The sequence below is a fragment of the Streptomyces sp. NPDC001380 genome (assembly GCF_042895785.1).
Classification (GTDB): Bacteria; Actinomycetota; Actinomycetes; order Streptomycetales; family Streptomycetaceae; genus Peterkaempfera.
Genome location: NZ_JBIAWP010000007.1, coordinates 137477 through 156328, shown reverse-complemented (window position 1 = coordinate 156328; position 18852 = coordinate 137477). Strand labels below are relative to the sequence as shown.

Here is an 18852-nt window from a genome sequence, read left to right as displayed (position 1 = left end):
CGGGTCCGGGCAGAGCCGTCCGGGTGCGTAGGGTTGGGGGCGGGCGGCCCGCAGCGGGCCGCCCGTCCGTCCGGCCCGTGCCGTCCGTCCGGCCCGTGCCGTCCGCGCGGGCCGTGCCCGTCCGCACCACCGCCCCGCCCGCACCACCGAGGAGTCCCGCCGTGCTCGTCCTGCTGCCGCCGTCCGAGGGCAAGGCCGCGTCGGGGGAGGGCGCCCCGCTCGACCCGGCCGGGCTGTCGCTGCCCGCGCTGGCGCCCGCCCGCGCGCGGGTGCTCGACGCCCTGGTGGCGCTCTGCGCGGACGGCGGCGAGGACGCCGCGATGGAGGTCCTGGGCCTGGGCGGGACCCTGCGCGGGGAGGTGGCGCGCAACGCCGCCCTGCGGACCGCGCCCGCCCTGCCCGCCGGGGAGCTGTACACCGGCGTGCTGTACGACGCGCTGGACCTGGGCACGCTGGCCGGGCCGGCGCGGGCGGCGGCGGAGCGGTCGCTGCTGGTCTTCTCCGGCCTGTGGGGGGCGCTGCGGATCACCGACCGGGTGCCCCCGTACCGCTGCCCGATGGGCGTGAAGCTGCCGCCGCTGGGCGCGCTCGGCCCGTACTGGCGCCGCGAGGCGGCGCAGGCGCTGACGGAGGCCGCCGCGGACGCCGGCCCGGTGCTGGACCTGCGCTCGGCGGCGTACGCGGCCGCGTGGCGGCCCGCCGGCGAGGTGGCCGCCCGGACGGCGACCGTGCGGGTGCTGCACGAGCGCGAGGCCGACGGGGTGGTGAAGCGGTCGGTGGTGAGCCACTTCAACAAGGCGACCAAGGGCCGCCTGGTGCGCGACCTGCTCCAGGCGGGGGCCGAGCCGCGGGACACCGGCGGGCTGGTCACGGCGCTGCGCGACCTCAAGTACACCGTGGAGGAGCAGCCGGCCGCGGCCGGGCGGCCGCGGCAGCTGGACGTCGTCGTCCGCGAGCTCTGAGGACCGCCCGCGGGCCGTGCCCGCCCGCCCGGCCCCGCGCCCGCCCGTCGCGGGAGGGCGCGGGCCGGCGGCTCAGCACCGCAGGTGGCCGGTGTCGTTGAGCAGCCGCAGCGAGGCGTTGCCGTCGGCGTAGTACTGGACGGCGGAGAGCGACGCGGCGGAGAGCTCCATCCGGAACAGCGCCTCGGGCGGGGCGCCGAGGGCGAGCCGCACCAGGGTCTTGACCGGGGTCACGTGGGTGACCAGCAGCACGGTGCGGCCCGGGTGGCGGGCGAGGAGCTTGTCGCGGGAGAGGGCGACCCGGCGGGCGGTGGCGGCGAAGCTCTCGCCGCCGGGGGGCGCGGCCTTCGGGGAGGCCAGCCAGGCGTCGAGCTCGGCGGGGTACCGCTCCTGCACCTCGGCGAAGGTCAGGCCCTCCCAGGCGCCGAAGTCGGTCTCCCGCAGGCCCTCGTCGATGCGGACGTCGAGGCCGAGGCGGGCGGCGGCGGCCTCGGCGGTCTGCCGGGCGCGCTTGAGCGGCGAGGAGACGACGGCCTGCACGGTGCCGCGGGCGGCGAGCGCCTCGGCGGTCCGCTCGGCCTGCCACAGCCCCCGGTCGGAGAGCTCGGGGTCGCTGCCGCCGCTGCCGGAGAACCGCTTCTCCGGGGTGAGGTGGGTCTCGCCGTGGCGCAGCAGCACGAAGGTGGTGGCGGTCCCGACGTCGCCGGACCAGCCGGCGGGGCGGGCCGGGGCCTGCTCCTCCGCGGCGGGCTCCGCAGCGGGGGCGGCGGGGGCGGCGGTCCGGGCGGGCGCGAGGGGCCGGGGCTCCCACTGCCGCCCCGCCTTGCCCGCGTCCATCGCCTCGTTGGCGAGCCGGTCGGCGTCCTTGTTGCGCTCGCGCGGGATCCACGCGTACGCGACCCGCCCGGCCGGGAAGACGGAGCGGGCCTCGGCCGCGAGCGGCCGCATGTCCGGGTGCTTGATCTTCCAGCGGCCGGACATCTGCTCGACGACCAGCTTGGAGTCCATGCGCACGTCCACGCGGGCGTCAGGGTCGATGGCGTGCGCCGCCCGCAGGCCCGCGATCAGGCCCCGGTACTCGGCGACGTTGTTGGTGGCGCGGCCGATGTACTCGGCGGCCTCGGCCAGGAGGTGGCCGGTGTCGCCGTCGCGGACGACGGCGCCGTACCCGGCGGGCCCCGGGTTGCCCCGGGAGCCGCCGTCGGCCTCCACGACGAGCCTGCGGTCGGACACGGCGTCAGATCCCCGAGCCGGAGGTGCGGACGAGGATGCGGCCGCAGTTCTCGCAGCGCACCACGGCGTCGGCGGGCTCGGCCTTCACCGCGTTGAGGTCGGCGGTGGAGAACTCGACGTGGCAGCCCTCGCAGCGCCGCTGGTGCAGGCGGGCCGCGCCGACGCCGCCCTGCTGCTCGCGCAGGCGGGTGTAGAGCTTCATCAGGTCGGCGGGGATGACGGCGGCGACGGCCTCGCGGTCGCGGGCGACCTTCGCGGCGTCGGCGTCGATCTCGGCGAAGGCGGCGTCGCGGCGGGCGACGGCCTCCTCCAGCACGACGGTGGCGTGCTCCAGGCGCGCGGTCAGCTCGGTGACGCGGGTCTGGGCGGACTCCATCCGCTCCATGACGTCGAGGACGACGTCCTCCAGGTCGGACTGGCGCCGGGCGAGGGAGCCGATCTCGTGCTGGAGGTTCTCCAGGTCCTTGGGCGAGGTGACGGCGCCGGAGTCCAGCCGCTGCTGGTTGCGGGCGGCGCGGGCGCGGACCTGCTCCACGTCCTGCTCGGCCTTGGTCTGCTCGCGGGTGGTGTCGCCGAGCTGGGTCTCGGCGGCGACGACCAGGTCGCGCAGCGCGGTGTGGTCGGCGGTGGCCTTCTCGATCTCGGCGTGCTCGGGCAGGCTCCTGCGCCGGTGCGCCAGCTGGTCGAGGCGGGAGTCGAGGGCCTGCAGGTCCAGCAGGCGGATCTGGTCGGCGGGCGCGGCGTTCAGCGGAGGCTCCTGGGATGCGTGGGGGCGGACGGTCAGTCGGTGGGGTTCGGCATGGGCGCGTGGGCCGTCCACGGGTCGGTGACCAGGGTGGAGACCTTGATCTCCAGGGCCCAGGCGCGCCGCTCGGCCTCGGCGGCGAGGTCGCGCTCGGCCAGCCGCAGCCAGGGCCACTCGGTGGCCCAGTGCGCGGCGTCGACCAGGGCGACCGGCGCGGTCTCGGACGCCTCGGACGCCGGGTGGTGGCGCAGGTCGGCGGTGACGTAGGCGTCGGCGCCGGCGGCGCGCACCGCCTCGAAGAGGCTGTCGCCGGAACCGCCGCACACCGCGACGCGGGCGATCCGGCGGTCCGGGTCGCCGGCGATGCGGATCCCGGCGGCGGTGGCGGGCAGGGCCGCCGCCACGCGCACGGCGAAGGCGGAGAGCGGCTCGGGCTCGGGCAGCTCGCCGACGCGGCCGGTGCCGCGGCGGCCCGCCGGGTCGGTCGGGTCCGCCACCAGCGGGCCGGTGACGCGCAGCCCGACGGCCTCGGCGAGGGCGTCGGAGACGCCGGGGTCGGCGTGGTCGGCGTTGGTGTGGGCCACGTGCAGCGCCACGCCGTTGCGGATCAGGGTGTGCACGACGCGGCCCTTGGGGGTGGTCGCGGCGACGCTGCTCGTCCCCCGCAGGTAGAGGGGGTGGTGGGTGACCACCAGGCCGGCGCCCCAGGCCACGGCCTCGTCGACGACGGCCTGGACGGGGTCCACGGCCAGCAGGACGCGCGAGACCTCGGCGTGCGGATCGCCGCAGACCAGGCCCACCGCGTCCCACGGCTCCGCCCACTGCGGCGGGTAGAGCTCCTCGAGCACGCTGATGACGTCGGACAGTCTGGGCACGGGTCGAGACTACCGCGCACCGCGCCCGGCGCCCGCCCCCGCCGGTCGGCGGGGTGGGCCGCCGGGCGGCGGCCGGCCCGGCTGGTCACCGGTCGGCCGGGTGCGCCAGACTGCGCGCGTGACATCGACCGATCCGCTCCTCCAGCCGACGCTGCAGCGGCAGCCGCCCGGCACCGGCCGCCCGTGGCGGCTCTCCTCCCAGGGGTACGTGGCCTTCTTCGGCGGCACCCTGGCCGGCACCGCCGTCGCGGTGGCGAACGCCGTCCGGCTCGGCCTGCCGCGCGGCAGGGTGGCGGGCGTCGCGGCGGCCGGTGCGGCCGCCCTGGCGGCGACGGCCGCGCTGCTCGTGGCGGGGGGCTCCCGGATCGGCGCGACCGAGCTGCCGGTGCTGCGGGTGCTGGCGGTGGCGGCGTACCTGGTGCAGGCGCACCTGCAGCGCGAGCGGGACCGGGTCTTCGTCCTCCGGGGCGGGGAGCACGCGCCGCTGCTCCGGACCGGGCTCGCGGCGGTCCTCGTCCTCGGCGCCCTGGAGACCGCGGGCACGGCGGCCCTGGCCGGGGCGGTGTCCGGAGCGGTGGCGGGATGAGCGCCGGGGCCCTGGACCTGGCGGGGCACTGGCTGGAGCGCGGCCGGCCCGACCGGGCGCTGGACGAGCTGTCCCGGGTCACGGGCGAGGAGGCGGTCTCGGCGCGGGCGTTCCGGATCCGCGCCCTGGCCCACCACCTGGCGGACGAGGACGCGGCCGCCGTCGACATCGCCCGCAGCGGGCTGGCCTCCCACGGCCCGGACACCGGCCTGCTGGGCGTCCTCGCGCAGGCCCTCGCCGACCTCGGCCGCACCGCCGAGGCCGAGCGGGCCTGCCTGGAGGGCCTGGCGCTGGACCCGGAGGACGTCTGGCTGCTCTGCACCTATGCCCGCATGTGCGGCTTCGCCGGACAGCACGACAAGGCCCGGCTGCTCCTGGAGCGGGCCGCGGCCGCCGAGCCCGGCGCCCGGCCGGTCGCGCACACCCGGGCGGTGCTGGCGATCGCCCGCGGCGACCACGACGAGGCCCGGCGGATCGCCGCCGGGCTGCTGGCCGCCGACCCCGACGACGCGGGCGCCCACGCCCTGCGGGGCCTGGCGGCCTCGCACCGCGGCGACACCGGTGCCGCCTACGCGGGCTTCCGGGCCGCCGCCGCGAACAACCCGCAGAACCGGCACGCCGTGGCGGCGGCCCGCGAGCTGCGGGCGGCCGACCACTGGCTGCTGCGGCCGCTGCGGCCGTTCCGGCGCTTCAGCACCTTCCAGATCTGGATCACGGTGGTCGTGGTCCACGCCGCCCTGCGGCTCGTCGGCCTGGGGGCGGCGGCCACCCCGGCGGCCCTCGCCTGGCTGGCGTTCTGCGCGTACTCCTGGATAGCGCCCCCGGTGGTGCGGGGGCTGATGAAGAGAGGGGTCCTGTGAGCGAGGACCGGATCGAGTCGCTGCGGCGGGCCGTGGAGGCCGGCCCCGACGACGCCATGCTGCGGCTGATCCTCGCCGAGGCGCTGCTCGCGGACGGCCGCGGCGGGGAGTCGCTGGCCCACTTCGAGGTGCTGCTCCAGACGGGGGCGCTGCCCCCCGAGTCGCTGCTCCAGGTCGGCGCGGCCGCCCTGGAGGCCGACCGGCTGGACCTGGCGCGGGCCTGCCTGGAGGCGGCCCGCCAGGCCGGCGTCGTGGAGGGGGTGGCGGCGCTGCAGCGGCAGGTCGAGGACCGGGTGGCGGAGCGCAGCGGCGCCGACCGGCTGCGGGTGCGCGCCGACGGGGCGGACGGCGCCGCCGGCGGCCCGTACGACGACGCCGGGCCGGAGTCGACGACCTTCGCCGACGTCGGCGGCATGGCGGAGGTCAAGAAGCTCGTCCACCGCATGGTGGTGCTCCCCCGCTCCCGGCCGGAGCTGTTCGAGCGGTACGGCCGGCGGGCGGGCGGCGGCGTCCTGCTGTACGGGCCGCCCGGGTGCGGCAAGACGCTGCTGGCGCGGGCCACGGCGGGCGAGTGCGGACTGCCGTTCCTCAACGTCCGCATCGAGGACGTGATCGACCCCTACCAGGGCGTCTCGGAGCGCAACCTGCACCAGGCCTTCGAGACGGCCCGGGCCGTCGGCCCGTGCGTGCTCTTCCTGGACGAGCTGGACGGGCTGGCGTACGCGCGGCACAAGCACCGCGGGTCCGAGGCGCGGCGGCTGGTGGACGTGCTGCTCCAGGAGCTGGACGCGATCGGCTCCGACAACACCGGCCTGACCGTGATGGCCGCCACCAACGCCCCCTGGGACGTGGACGAGGCGATGCTGCGGCCGGGCCGCTTCGACCGGGTGGTCTTCGTGCCGCCGCCGGACGAGGCCGCCCGCGCGGACATCCTGCGGGTGCACGCGGCCGCGGTCCCGGGGCGGGACGGGGTGGACGCGGCGGCGGTCGCGGCCCGCACCGCGCTGTACTCCGGGGCCGACCTGCGGGCCGTGGTGGAGCACGCCGTGGACGAGCTGATCGAGGAGGCGCTGGCGACGGGCGGCGAGCCCCCGCTCGGCACGACGGGGCTGCTGGCGGCGGCGGGCCGGGTGCGGCCCTCGACGCTGGACTGGCTGCAGCGGGCGAAGGCGTACGTGGAGTTCGCCAACCAGGGCGAGCGGTACGAGGACGTGGCGGCGTACCTGCGGACGCGCGAGGTGCGGCGGAGGCTCGCCCGCGGGGAGTGACGCGGGCGGGCCCGCGGGGCCCGGACGGGGTGCGGACCGGAGGGCGGGCGGGGCGGCCGCCGTCCGGTCCTGCGGCACGCGCCTGCACGCGCGGGCGCGGGCCGGGCGGCCGTCGGACACGGGGCGGACCGGGCCGCGGCCGTGCGGCACGCGCGGGCGCGGGGCGCGGGGCGCGGGGCGCGTGACGATGGGGGCTGCGGACCGGCCGCGGGAGCGGAATACGCCGCGGACCACCCGTACGGGTGAAGGGCCGGTGATCGCGTTGAGGGCCGCCGGGAAGCGCCCGTACCTTCGGTGCTGCGACGGGGCGGGAATGGGCCGGATGGGTCAGGGGGACCGGAAGAACGTCCATTCCCGCCCCGGTTTCCGAAGCCGGCCGGCATGCGGTCGCCACGGGTCCGAGGCAGGGATGTGCAGGCATGGGGAAGGGCACACCGCGGCACGTGACCGGGGGCCGCAGGCCGGCGGAGGACGCACGGGCGGCCGCGGCCGCGCCCGGGGGTGCCGGTGGTGGATGGGGGTCCACCGCCGGCGCCCTCCGGAGCGCGGTCCGGCCGCCGACCCCCGGGCCGTGGCCGGCCGCGCCCGCCCGGCGCGCGCCGTGCCCGGGGGCACGGCGCCCCGCCGCCTCGTCGGAGCCGGCCGGGTACGCCCGGGACGGCGCCGGCCCTCCACCCTGCGGTGCACCGCACCGCGCTCCCTCCTCCCCCGCCGACGGACACGAGGGGCCCCTGCGCCCGACCGGCGCACGTGACCGGACACGGCCCGGCACGCGCCGCTGCGGACGCCCGCGGCCGGTCCGGCCGCGGACGGCGCCGCCGCCCGTCCGGAGGCCGCCCGGGCGCCCGACCGCCGCACCGGCCGCGGGCGCCGGGCCGGTCGGCCGCGCCCGGCCCTTCCGCGGCGCGCCTTCCTCCGGGCCGGAGGCCGCACGGACGGCCTCCGCATGACCCTCACCACGCGCACCGCCGCACCGGCCCTGCGCCGCGTCTCCTTCACCTTCGCCGCCGACGGCTCCCACGCGGCCTGCCTGGCCGCCGCCGACGGCGGCGGGTGGTACGCCGAGAGCTGGCGGCTGGACCGGCCCGGGGCCGCACCAGCGCCCGTGCCGCTGCCGCCCGCCGGACGCCGCTCGGAGAGCCTGCAGGCCCAGCTGGTGGCACTGGCCGACGGCCGGGTGCTGGTCTGCCGCCACGACGGGGAGCTGCACCGGTCGACGGTCCTCTCCCCCGGGGGCGAGCAGCCCGTCGGGACGCTGCGCGCCGCCGCCCTGCGGCTGCTGCCGGTGCCCGTGCCGCCCGGCGCCGGGCCCGGCGCCCCGGTCGCGGTGGCCCTGGCGGGCGACGCCCGGCACGTCACCACCGTCTGGCTGGTCACCGGGGACGGCTCGGCACCCCGCCGCGCCGCCGAGCTGGCGGGGCTCTTCGGCGGCGGGGTGTGGCTCGACCGGCAGGGCCGACTGCTGGCCCTGGACCGGGTCGCGGGCGGGACCGTGCGCAGCGTCGCGCTGGACCTCGCCGACGGCACCGTGTCGCCGCTGCTGGAGATCGCCGAGGGCAGCAGCGACCGCCTGGTCCTCTTCGACCCGGACACCCGGCTCGCCGTCGTGCGCAGCGACGCCCCGGGCACCGACCGCCTCGGCTGGGGCGTGCTCGGCACGGAGGAGCCGCTGCGCTTCCCCGAGTGCCTGCACGTGCCGGGCGCGCTGGTGCGGCCGGTGGCCGTGGAGGCCGCGGCCTCCCCCGGGCCGGCGGCGGAGCGGCGCGTCGCCGTGCAGCTCGACCGGGGCGCGGGCTCGGCACTGGCGCTGTGGCGGCCGTCCGGCGGGGGGCTGGAGCCGCTGCCCGCACCGGCGGGCCGGTTCGGGGCGGTGGCCCACTGGTCGCGGGCGGGGCTGCGCATCCCGTACTCGGCCCCGGACCACCCGGCGGCGCTGGCGACCCTCGACGTGGACGCGGCGCGGCGCCCGGCGGCCGCGCCCCTACCGCCCCGCGCACCGCAGGGCGCACCGCCGCCCGGCACCCCGGCCCCGGGCACGCCGTCCCCGGGCACGCCGTCCCCGGACATGCCGTCCCCGGACACGCCGCCCGGGCCGCCCGGCTGGCGCCTCGACGGCAGCGCCGGGCCCGGCGGCGGCCGCTGGCACCCCGCCGCCGCCGTGGAGCTGTGCGGGGCGGCCGGTCCGATGGAGGCCGTCGTCTACGGCGGGGCCGGCTGGTCCACCGCGCGCCACCTGGTCGTGGCGCTGCACGGCGGACCGGCCGACGCCTGGCGGCTGGAGTTCGACCCGACGCTGCAACGGCTGGCGGCCGAGGGGCTGGCCGTGGTCGCGCCCAACCAGCGGGGCAGCACCGGGTACGGGCCCGAGCACGCCCTGTGCCTGCACGGCGCCTGGGGCGGCCCGGACCTGGAGGACGTCCTGGCGCTGCTCGCGGACCTGGCGCCCCGCCGGGCGGCCCTCGGACTGGAGCCGCCCGCCCTGTTCGGGATCAGCTACGGCGCGTTCCTGGCCCTGCTGGCCGCCGCCCACGCCCCCGACGGCCACGTGTCGCGCTGCGCGGCCGTGGCGCCGTTCCTCTCCGGGGCGCGGCTGCTCGCCGAGGCGGCCGCCCCGGTGCGGGCGCTCACCGCCCGGCTCGGCGGCGGCGCGACGGTGGACGACGCACGCGGGCCCCGCGACGTCCTGGAGGTCTGCCACCGCATCACCGCGCCGCTGCTGGTGGTGCACGGCGACCGCGACGAGGTGGTGCCGGTGGCGCACTCCCGCGCGCTGCGGGAGCGGCTGCTGCGGGCGGGGCGCGCGGAGGGGGCCGACTTCCGGTGTGTGGAGTCGGCGGGGGCGGGGCACGAGCTCCTGGCGGAGGAGGGCGCGCCCGTCGTGCGGGAGCTGCTGGCGGGCTTCCTCCGCACGGGCCGCCCCTCCTGACCTGCGGGCGCGGCGGCCGGGAGCGCCGGGTGACGGCCGGTCGGACGACGGTCCGTCACCCGTCCCGTGGGCGTGCCCCCCGGGGTGCGCCGCAGCGGTCCGCCGACGGGGCGGGACCGAGCGTGCACCGGCCGTGACCGCCTGGGTAGGGTGATCCACCCGAGCGGCCGCCCCGGCGGCCCGGCCCCGGTCCGCGACCGGGTCCCGCGGTGCACCCGCACGGCGTGCACCGCCGTGCGGCACCGTCCAGTCCTGACCCCTCCCACGGAGAACGCATCTGATGTCCGAAGCCTTCACCGACACCACAGAGAAGCGCGCCGCCGAGGCGGTGGCTGCGGGCGCCGGGGCCGGCCGGCACCGCGGGCCCGTCGCGCGCAACGACGACGCCGTCCTGGAGCCGGAGGCCGGGCACGGCCGCCACCGCCGTGCGGGGAGCGCCCTGTCGGGGCCGCAGGCCCCGGGGTGGTCCTTCCCCGGGATGTCCGGCGGGATGTAGCCGACCGCTTCCGCACCGCGGGGCCCGGACCGGGGGCGGCGCCGACCGGTCCGGGCCCCGCCGCGCCGCCCCGCCGCCCCGCGGCGGGGCGGAGCGGCGGGGCGGGGCCAGCGGCCGGGACGGAGGCGGGACGATGCCCGGACGGGGGGCACCCGGGTGGTCCGCCGGAGGGGCCGGCCGGGGCCGCGGCCCGGGACACGCCCCCGGAACGGGCGAACCCCGGGGGCGGGCGACTCCCGGGGGCGGGCGACTCCCGGGGGCGGGCGACTCCCGGGGGCGGGCGACTCCCGGGGGCGGGCGAAATGGACGTCACCATCTCCATTTGTGAAGGAATTTGACGACATCCGCCCTGCTCCCTAGGATGCCGCCCGTTGCTCAGGGGGGAGCGGCGGACCCCTCCCCCCGGACGTCCAGGGAGGCGGACTTGCGCGGCAGCAGGCGCATGACGGGCACGGCGTTGTCGGCGGCCCTCCTCGTGCTGGCACCGGCCCCCGCCTCCCACGCCGCCGACGGCGGCGGAACCGGCGGCGGTGTGCTCGCCGACCACGACGGCAGGACGATCGACCTGGCGGACGGCTGGGACGGCGCGAGCGTCTGCAACGAGTTCCCGGACAGGTCGGTCGGCTGCTTCGACACGACGGCCGAGGCCGACGCGGCGGTGGCCGCCCACGACGCCGCACACCCGCAGCCCCGGACGCTCCGCTCCGGCGCCGGGCGGGCCGCCGCGGAGGCCGCCGGCGACGGCTACGGCGTCGGGCCCGTCACCACCGCCCCCGCCGACCCCGTCCCGCCCGGCTACGCCCGCTCCACGGAGTCCTGCCCGGCCTCCTACGTCTGCCTCTGGCAGGACGCCGGCTACCGGGGCAGGATGCTGCGCTGGTCCGCCCCGGGGACGAAGCGGCTGCAGGAGTGGGACTTCCGCGACAAGGCCAGCTCGGCCTGCGACCTCAAGGCGGTGGGACGCGGCGGGCTCTACGACTGGCGCCCGCTCATGCCGGATCCGGAACTGCTCCTGCCCGCCGACGCATGCGTGAAGGACTTCACGAAGGTCGGCTACCGGACCGGCGGCAGCTGGAACGACAGGGCGGACGCCCTCGTCGTCTGACGACCGCACCCGCCGCCCCGCCGCCCCGGCGGAGGCGGCCCGTCCCCCGGAAGGGGCCCCCTTGGAGCGACCGGAGCGACCCCTCGCCGCCGCGGCCCTGGCCGCAGCCGCCGTCCTCGGCGCCTCCTCCTGCTCGACGGAGACCGTGGCCGTGCCGAGCGAGGTGCACACCGTCAGCGCCTTCCCCTCGGGGGTGCCCACCGTCCCGGCGGAGGACAGGAGGGCCTTCCTGTCCCGCACCGACCGGGAGGGGACGGCGGAGCAGAGGGAGGCGGTCCGGCACGTGACGGCGCTGTCCGGGCAGTGGGACGGCAGCACCGGCAACGCCTACGTCTCCACGGACCTGGCTCCCGGGGAGAGCCGGGAGGCGGAGCGCATCGCCGGAGCGTTCGCCGCCTGGGCGCACACCGGCGGGCAGGTGGGACAGGTGAGCGTCTTCGACCGGAACGGCAGGATCCTCGGCGGCGTCGGGCGGTTCTGAGCCCCGCCCGGGGCGGCCCCGCCGGGCGGCGGCCCCGCACGGCCCGTCCGCGCCCCGGATCCGCACGCCGTTCCGCACCCCGTTCCGCACCACTGAGAGGAGATCCGGTGACCATCCCCTTCCGGCAGCGGTCCGGGGAGCCCGAGGAGCCGGTGCCCGGGGAGGCCGGCCGCCTCCTGCCGCGTCCGGCGGATCCGGACCCCCGCGCCGAGCGGCGCCACCGCCCCGGGGGAGACCCGGCCCGCGCGGCCCCGCCCTCCCCCGGCCGGTCCGGCCGGCGGCGGCGCCCGGCCCTGCTCGCGGCGGCGGCCGCGGCCGTCGCCGCCGGCGCCCTGGCGGTCACCGTCGGCGTCGGCGGCCTGCCGACGGGGACGGCCCCGGCGGGCTCTCCCGGAACCCGGGAGCGCGGGCACGCGCGGCACGCGGCCTCGCCGGGCGCGGTGCGGCTCCTGGAGCGCGCCGCCCTGGCCGCCGCGGAGGGGCCCGGCTCCCCGGTCCCCGGCGACCGGTACGGCTACGTCCGCGTCACCGGCTGGACGACGTCGCTGGACGGCGACACCGGGCGGACCGGGCGGGTGGCGGCGGACCGCGAGGAGTGGACGTCGGTCGACGGCAGCGGGCGCACCCTGCAGCGCGACGGCGGCGGCACGCGGTGGCTGGACGCCCCCGGCGACGGCACGCTGAGCAGTCCGACCTACCGGCTCCTGGAGCGGCTCCCCGCCGACCCCGGCGCCCTGCTGCGGAGGATCTACGCCGAGACCGTCCCCGGCCACGGCCCCGGCACCGGCTCCACCACCGGCCCGGACCAGGAGGCGTTCACCACCATCGGCGACCTGCTGCGCGGCACGGCGGTGCCGCCCGGGACCGGTGCCGCCCTGTACCGCGCCGCGGCCCGCATCCCCGGCGTGGCGGTCGTGCCCGACGCCGTGGACGCGGCCGGACGGCACGGCACGGCCGTCGTGCGCGACCACGGGGGCGAACGCACCGAGTGGATCTTCGACCGGGGCAGCCTGCGGCTCCTCGGGGAGCGCGAGGTCCTGCTCCGGGACGGCCCGTGGGGCAGCGCGGGCACCGCCGTGACCTCGACCGCCGTCCTCGGCCAGGGCATCGCCGACCGGCCGGGGGAGCTCCCCCGCCGGGACGGGTGAGCCGGCGCCGCGGACCGGCCGTCCCGCCCGGCGCCGCGGGGCCGGGCGGGACGGCTCAGCCGAAGGAGACCAGGGTGCGCAGGCCCTCGCCCGCGCGCATCAGGGCGAGCGCGTCGCCGACGTCCTCCAGCGCCACCCGGTGGGTGGCCATGCCCTCCAGGTCGATCCGCCCGGCGCGCCACAGGTCCAGCACGCGGTCGGCGGTGCGCCGCACGTCGCCGCCCCCGTACATCGAGGGCAGGATCCGCTTCTCGTCGAAGAAGAGCTCGCCGAGGGAGAACGACACCCGGTCGTCGCGGGCGCCCGCCCCGACGACCACCACGGCGCCGCCGCGGCGGGCCGCGTCGTAGGCGGCGCGGACGGTGGCGGAGCGGCCGACGGCCTCGAAGACGTAGTCGAAGCCGCCCTCGGTGAGCCGCCGCCCGGCGGCCCTGAGCTCCTCGGGGGCGACGGCGTCGGTGGCGCCGAAGGCCAGGGCGCGCTCCCGGCGGGAGGCGACCGGGTCGACGGCCACGATCCGGGCGGCGCCGCAGACGCGGGCGCCCTGCACGGCGGCGACGCCGACGCCGCCGCAGCCGATCACGGCCACGGAGGAGCCCGGGGCCACGGCGGCGGTGTTGACGGCGGCGCCCACCCCGGTGGTGACCCCGCAGCCGACCAGGGCCGCCACCTCGTAGGGCACGTCGGAGGGCACCTTGAGGGCGCTTCCGGCGGCGACCACGACCTCCTCGGCGAAGGCGCCGACGCTGTAGAAGCCGTACAGGCCGGTGCCGCCGGCGAAGCGGAAGCCGGGGGTGCGCAGCCGGGAGAGGCTCGCCGTGCACAGGTGGCCCTGGCCGCGGCGGCAGTGCGGGCAGGCGCCGCAGGGCGGCATCCAGCAGAGGACCACGCGGTCGCCCGGCTCCAGGCCGGTGACCCCGGGCCCGGCCTCGACCACGTCGCCGGCGCCCTCGTGGCCGGGGACGAACGGCGCGGGCTGCGGCAGGACGCCGCTCATCGCGGACAGGTCGGAGTGGCACAGGCCCGCGGCGCGCAGCCGGACGCGGACGGTGCCCGGTCCGAGCGGCACCGTCTCGACGTCGTCGCGGACCTCCAGGTGCTCCTGGCCGGTCTCGTGGAGGATCGCTGCGCGCACGGCACGGCTCCCGTCGGTTCGTCCCGCCGGTCCGGGGCCGGTCCGGTCCGGGGCGGTGCGGGGACTGCGGACCGGGGGCGGGCCCGGGGTGCACGGGCCGGGTGCGGCCCCGGGAGGGGGGGAGCCCCGGCGCGGCCGTCCGCACCTGCGGCCGCGCCGGGGCCGTCCGCTGCGGCCCTGGGCCGCCGTCCACGGGGCGGGCCGGAGGGTGCTCCGGCCGCGGGACCATGTATAACGCATGCGGCAGGCCTCCGGAACCCCCGGCGGGCGGTCCTCTACCCGCCGGTAACCACCGGTCGGCGCAGCCCGGGGCCGGTCCGGCGGCGGGCCCGCGCCGTCGAGTAGGGTCCACCGGACGCGCGGCGCGCACCGCCCGCGCCCACCACACGGCACGGACGGCGGACGGCACGGACGGCGCACCGCACGGACGGCACCGGCACCGGCACCGGCACCGGCACACGGCGGACCGGCCCGGCCGCGGAGGCGGCGGGGCCCGTCCGGGGAACAGGGAGCAGCACATGGCGCACGGCATCGGCGGGACCACCGGCACCGCGGCACGCCCGGGGCCGGAGGTCCTGGCGGCGTTCGAGGCGGCGACCGGATTCATGCCCGTGGACGAGGGCCTGGCCCTGTACGCGGCCGCCGCGGACGCCGCCGCGCGCACCGGGCTGCCGGTGCTGGAGATCGGCACCTACTGCGGCCGCTCGGCGATCCTGCTCGCCGCGGCCGCCCGCGCCGCCGGCACCGTGGCGCTGACGGTCGACCACCACCGGGGCTCGGAGGAGCAGCAGCCGGGCTGGGAGTACCACGACGCGACGCTGGTGGACCCGGAGGTCGGCCGGATGGACACCCTGCCGCGCTTCCGCCGGACCCTGCACGCCGCCGGGCTGGAGGACCACGTCGTGGCCCTGGTCGGGCGGTCGCCGCAGGTGGCGGCCGTGTGGGGGTCGCCGGTGGGGCTGGTGTTCATCGACGGCGGCCACACCGACGAGCACGCCACGGCGGACTACGAGGGCTGGGTGCCGCACCTGGCCGACGGCGGCCTGCTGGTGGTGCACGACGTCTTCCCCGACCCGGCCGACGGCGGGCAGGCGCCCTACCGGGTGTACCTGCGGGCGCTGGCCGAGGGGTTCGAGGAGGTCTCGGTGACCGGTTCGCTGCGGGTGCTGCGCCGCGCGGCGTGACCACCGGCCCGGCCGGGAGGGGCGTGCGCGCGGACCCCGGGTCCCGCGCCCGGTACGGTGGCCCCTGCGGCGGCACGGGCGTGCGGCCGGAGAGCTCCACGGGCCGCGGCGCGGCGGGCCCGCGGCGACCGTGCGGGGAGACGGGATGGCGAACGACGACGAGGGCGCACCGGCGGTCTGGGACCCGACGGCGCGCGACGGGGCCGGCGGCTGGGTGAGACGCGGCGACGGCAGCACCCAGCGGCTGCGGGGCACCGGTGCGCCCGGGTCCGGCCGGGGCGGCGCCCCCGCCGCCCCGGGCGGGGACGGGGGAGCGGCCGGCGGCGGGCCCGGGGGCGACGGTCCCGGGGGCGGCGGTCCCGGCGGGCCTCCTCCGGGCGGCCGCCCGTACCTGCCGACGTCGATGGACACCCCCGCGGCGGCCCCCGCGCCGCCGCCCCCGCCCTCCCCGCGCCAGGTCCCGCAGCCCGCGCAGCCCCAGGACCCGCAGGGCCGGGACCCGCAGGGCCCGGCCGGTCCGGGAGCGTCCGCCGGCTTCGGCCCTCCCCCGCCGGGCTACGGCGCCCCGCAGCCCTCCCCCGCGTACGGCCCCCCGCAGTCCTCCCCCGCGTACGGCCACCCCGGGCCGCAGCAGGGGTACGGCGCGCCCGGGCCGCAGCAGGGGTACGGCGCGCCCGGGCCGCAGCAGGGCCACGGCCACCCCCCGGCGCCCCCGGCGTACGGGTACCCCCAGCCGTACGGCGCGCCGCAGCAGCCCGGGCCGGTCCCCGGCATGCCCCCGGGCGCGCCGGAGGACGGCGGCGCGGGCCACGGCCGCCGGACCGCGCTGCTCGCGGCCGTCGTGGTGCTGGCCGCGGCGGCCCTGGGCGGGGGCCTGGTGTGGGCCCTGGGCGGCTCCGGCGGCTCCCGCGCGACCGCCTCCTCCTCCGTCCCGGCGTCCCCCGTCGGCAGCGGCACCCCGGCCCCGCCGCCGCCGGGCGGTCCGTCGCAGCCCTCCGCACCGGCGTCGGACGCGCCGTCCTCCTCCGCCGCCCCGGCGGACCCGGCCGCGGCGCGGGCCCAGGCGGCGGCCCTGGACCGGCTGCTGTCCCGCAACGCCGGGGCCCGCAGGCAGGTCGGCAACGCCGTCGCCACCGTGGAGAGCTGCGCCGACCCGGCGGCGATGCGGAGCGCCGCCGCCGTCTTCGACCAGGCGGCCGGCCAGCGCGAGCAGCTGCTCGCCGAGCTGGGCCGGCTGGACCTGGGCGCGCTGCAGGGCGGCCGGTCCGCCGCCGCGCTGCTGCGCTCGGCCTGGCAGCAGTCCGCCGACGCCGACCGGGCCTACCGCCGGTGGGCCGACCGGGTGATCGCGGACGGCTGCGCGGCGGGCGGCGCGCCCCGCACCGCGGACCGGCAGCAGGCCGACGCCTGGAGCGCCCGGGCGACCCGCAGCAAGCAGTCCTTCGTCCTCTCCTGGAACCCGATCGCCCACCGGTACGGCCTCGCGTCGCGGACCGGGGATGGGATCTGACCCGACCGTGCCCTTCCTGCGCCACTCCCCCCGCCCCGACGACGGTCCCGACGACGGGAACGCCTCCGCCGGCGTGCCCGCCCCCGGCGGCGGCCCGCACGACGACCACGACGACCACGACGGGCCCGACGACGGCCTGTTCGGAACCCCCTACGGCGACCGGACCCCGCGCCTGCGGCCCGCGGTGCGGCTGCTGGCCGCCGCCGGGACCGCCGGCGCCCTCGGCCTGGCCGGGTGGCTGGGCTGGCAGGCGGTGCCGGGCGGCGGGGGCCGGCCGGACGCCGCGGCGTCCGGCTCCCTCTCCGTGGACGCCTCCCCCGCCGGCCGGCCGCCCTCCGGCGGTCCGTCGCCCGGCGGGAGCGCGTCCCCCACCGGCCGGCCCCGCCCGTCCGCCTCCGGGCGCGCCGTCCCGCCCGCGGACGCCGGCCGGCCGCTCGCGGGCCGCACGGTGCTGCTGGACCCGGGCCACAACCCGCACAACGGCGCGCACACCGCGGAGATCGCCCGCAGCGTCGACATCGGCAACGGCCGCAAGGAGTGCGACACCACGGGCACGTCGACCGACGACGGCTACCCGGAGGCGTCCTTCACCCTGGACGTGGTGCGGCGGGCGAAGCGCCTCCTGGAGGCCGAGGGGGCGCGGGTGGTGCTCACCCAGGACGGCGACCGCGCCTGGGGCCCCTGCGTCGACGAGCGGGCGGCGGCGGGCAACCGCGCGCACGCGGACGCCGCGGTGTCGGTGCACGGGGACGGCGGACCGGCCCGGGGGCACGGCTTCCACGTGATCCTGCCCTCCCGGGTCGAGGAGGGGAGGGCCGACACCGCGCCGATCACCGGCCCGTCCCGCACGCTGGGGCTGCTGCTGCGGGACCGCTTCGCGGCGGCGACCGGCCAGGCGTACTCCACGTACCTGGGGCGCGACGGCCTCGACGTCCGCGGCGACCTCGGCGGGCTGAACCTCTCCCGGGTGCCGAAGGTGTTCATCGAGTGCGGCAACATGCGCAACGCGGGCGACGCCCGGCGCATGAAGGACCCTCAGTGGCGCGGACGTGCGGCGGAGGGCCTCGCCGACGCCCTCACCGCCTTCCTCACCGGCCCGGGTCGATAGGCTCCTGTCCCGTTCGAACGTCAACTCACGCCGAACACGGCGACACGACCGAGGGGAACCGTCCGTGAATCTGCGCTCTCTCAAACGGGGAGACGCCGCCGTCGCCGTCGGGGCACTGCTGCTGCTCGTCTCGTCCTTCCTCCCGCTGTACTCGGCGGCGAAGAAGAACTGCACGGGTGACACCTGCTCGTACAACACCTGGCACAGCGGCTTCCTCGTCACTCTCGGCTCGGTCGTGCTGGCGGGCCTGGCGGGGGCGGCGCTGGTGCTGCTCGCCCGCTCCCGGGGGGAGGCCGCGCAGGCGAAGCAGGTCGCCGGCCTGCGGCTCGGCCAGTGGGGCACCGCCCTCACCGTCTTCGCCGCCTGGAGCGCGGTGTGGACGCTGTTCGCCAACGGCTCCGGCTACTTCGCGGCGCTGCCGTCGTCGGACGGCGTGGACTTCGGCGACTCCGTGGACCACGCCTTCGGCACCTACCTGATGCTCCTGGCGGCGCTGGTCACCGCGGGTGCCGCGGTCGCGACGCCGCTGGTGCCGGCCCTCCAGGCGAGACTGCTCCCCGACGCCCGGCCCGCGCCCGCCCCGCAGCAGGGCGGCGCGTACCCGGGCGGCTACCCGGGCGGCCCGCAGCAGGGCTACCCGCAGCAGGGCGGCTACCCCGGCGGCCCCCAGCAGGGCGGCGCGTACCCGGGCGGCTACCCGGGCGGCCCGCAGCAGGGCGGTCCCGGCGGCTACCCCGGCGGCCCCCAGCAGGGCGGCCACCCCGGCCACCCGCAGCAGGGCGGCCACCCCGGCGGCCCCGGGCAGGACGGCGGCTACGGCTACCCGGCCGCCCAGCAGCCCGCGGGCGGACAGCCCTGGGGCGGCGCCGCGCAGCAGCCCGGTCCGGGCGGGCAGCAGCCGCAGGAGGGCTCCTTCGGCGGCCCGGCCGGCGCGCACGCCCCCGCACCCGCCCCGGCCCCCGCGCCGGACTTCGCGCCGTTCTGGTTCGCGGTGCCCGCGCCGCGCCCGCTGGCGCCGGAGGACGACCCGGCGGGCCCGCCGGTCGGCGAGCTGACCCCGGGCACCTGGTTCCTGGCCGTGGAGCAGCGCGGCCCGGCCCTGGTGGCCCAGCTGCAGGACGGCCGCCGCGGCCTGCTGACCGACACGTCGGGCATCGAGCGCGGCTGACGCGCCTCCGGTCCAGGACGCCCCGCCCGGAGCACTCCGGGCGGGGCGTTTGGCTCGTGCGG

At 79.7% G+C, this 18852-nt stretch carries 17 protein-coding genes; 13 read left to right on the top strand and 4 right to left on the bottom strand.

Annotation, left to right across the window (positions count from 1 at the left end):
• Positions 1-161 precede the first annotated feature (161 nt).
• A complete protein-coding gene (yaaA, locus tag ACFY07_RS11255; RefSeq protein ID WP_390868424.1) occupies positions 162-962 on the top strand; it encodes a peroxide stress protein YaaA in 801 nt (266 codons plus the stop codon).
• A 72-nt stretch (positions 963-1034) separates the two neighbouring features.
• Here yaaA and ACFY07_RS11250 read toward each other — a convergent pair whose 3' ends face one another.
• From ACFY07_RS11250 to ACFY07_RS11240, 3 genes are read right to left on the bottom strand one after another with little or no spacing between them, the layout of a single operon-like run.
• Positions 1035-2195 (bottom strand): bifunctional RNase H/acid phosphatase, encoded by a 1161-nt coding sequence (locus ACFY07_RS11250; RefSeq protein WP_390868423.1) that lies wholly within the window; start codon positions 2193-2195, stop codon positions 1035-1037.
• Positions 2196-2199: 4 nt separating this feature from the next.
• Complete coding sequence (locus ACFY07_RS11245; RefSeq protein WP_390868510.1) at positions 2200-2943, bottom strand: zinc ribbon domain-containing protein; 744 nt, start codon at positions 2941-2943, stop codon at positions 2200-2202.
• 32 nt (positions 2944-2975) lie between these two features.
• Positions 2976-3815: a Nif3-like dinuclear metal center hexameric protein gene (locus tag ACFY07_RS11240; RefSeq protein ID WP_390868422.1), complete on the bottom strand. Its 840-nt coding sequence runs from the start codon at positions 3813-3815 to the stop codon at positions 2976-2978.
• Between the two features lie 118 nt (positions 3816-3933).
• Between ACFY07_RS11240 and ACFY07_RS11235 the strand changes: the two genes are divergently transcribed.
• From ACFY07_RS11235 to ACFY07_RS11200, 8 genes are all read left to right on the top strand, one after another.
• Positions 3934-4401: a hypothetical protein gene (locus tag ACFY07_RS11235; protein WP_230649582.1), complete on the top strand. Its 468-nt coding sequence runs from the start codon at positions 3934-3936 to the stop codon at positions 4399-4401.
• Positions 4398-5261 carry a tetratricopeptide repeat protein gene (locus ACFY07_RS11230; protein ID WP_390868421.1) on the top strand — a complete coding sequence of 288 codons (864 nt, stop codon included), beginning with the start codon at positions 4398-4400 and terminating at the stop codon, positions 5259-5261. Before ACFY07_RS11235 ends, ACFY07_RS11230 begins: the two co-directional genes overlap by 4 nt.
• Positions 5258-6529, top strand: a complete 1272-nt coding sequence (locus ACFY07_RS11225; protein WP_390868420.1) for an AAA family ATPase — start codon at positions 5258-5260, stop codon at positions 6527-6529. Before ACFY07_RS11230 ends, ACFY07_RS11225 begins: the two co-directional genes overlap by 4 nt.
• A 946-nt stretch (positions 6530-7475) precedes the next feature.
• Positions 7476-9455, top strand: coding sequence for an alpha/beta hydrolase family protein (locus ACFY07_RS11220; protein WP_390868419.1), 1980 nt, complete (start codon positions 7476-7478; stop codon positions 9453-9455).
• Between the two features lie 280 nt (positions 9456-9735).
• Positions 9736-9951, top strand: coding sequence for a hypothetical protein (locus tag ACFY07_RS11215; RefSeq protein ID WP_390868418.1), 216 nt, complete (start codon positions 9736-9738; stop codon positions 9949-9951).
• Positions 9952-10375: 424 nt separating this feature from the next.
• The gene (locus ACFY07_RS11210; RefSeq protein ID WP_390868417.1) at positions 10376-11056 is read left to right on the top strand and encodes a peptidase inhibitor family I36 protein; all 681 of its coding nucleotides are present in this window, start codon (positions 10376-10378) and stop codon (positions 11054-11056) included.
• 61 nt (positions 11057-11117) lie between these two features.
• Complete coding sequence (locus ACFY07_RS11205; protein WP_390868416.1) at positions 11118-11537, top strand: hypothetical protein; 420 nt, start codon at positions 11118-11120, stop codon at positions 11535-11537.
• Positions 11538-11644: 107 nt separating this feature from the next.
• On the top strand, positions 11645-12685 hold the full coding sequence (locus ACFY07_RS11200) for a CU044_5270 family protein (RefSeq protein ID WP_390868415.1): 1041 nt from the start codon (positions 11645-11647) through the stop codon (positions 12683-12685).
• A gap of 55 nt (positions 12686-12740) precedes the next feature.
• Here ACFY07_RS11200 and ACFY07_RS11195 read toward each other — a convergent pair whose 3' ends face one another.
• Positions 12741-13820: an alcohol dehydrogenase catalytic domain-containing protein gene (locus ACFY07_RS11195; protein WP_390868414.1), complete on the bottom strand. Its 1080-nt coding sequence runs from the start codon at positions 13818-13820 to the stop codon at positions 12741-12743.
• A 518-nt stretch (positions 13821-14338) separates the two neighbouring features.
• Between ACFY07_RS11195 and ACFY07_RS11190 the strand changes: the two genes are divergently transcribed.
• The 4 genes from ACFY07_RS11190 (at position 14339) to ACFY07_RS11175 (ending at position 18790) form a co-directional block, all read left to right on the top strand.
• Entirely contained in the window at positions 14339-15004 is a 666-nt protein-coding gene (locus tag ACFY07_RS11190; protein WP_230649600.1) for a class I SAM-dependent methyltransferase, read from the top strand.
• A 145-nt stretch (positions 15005-15149) separates the two neighbouring features.
• Complete coding sequence (locus ACFY07_RS11185) at positions 15150-16514, top strand: hypothetical protein (RefSeq protein WP_390868413.1); 1365 nt, start codon at positions 15150-15152, stop codon at positions 16512-16514.
• Between the two features lie 193 nt (positions 16515-16707).
• Positions 16708-17622 (top strand): N-acetylmuramoyl-L-alanine amidase, encoded by a 915-nt coding sequence (locus ACFY07_RS11180; protein WP_390868509.1) that lies wholly within the window; start codon positions 16708-16710, stop codon positions 17620-17622.
• 64 nt (positions 17623-17686) lie between these two features.
• Positions 17687-18790 carry a hypothetical protein gene (locus ACFY07_RS11175; protein WP_390868412.1) on the top strand — a complete coding sequence of 368 codons (1104 nt, stop codon included), beginning with the start codon at positions 17687-17689 and terminating at the stop codon, positions 18788-18790.
• Positions 18791-18852 lie beyond the last annotated feature (62 nt).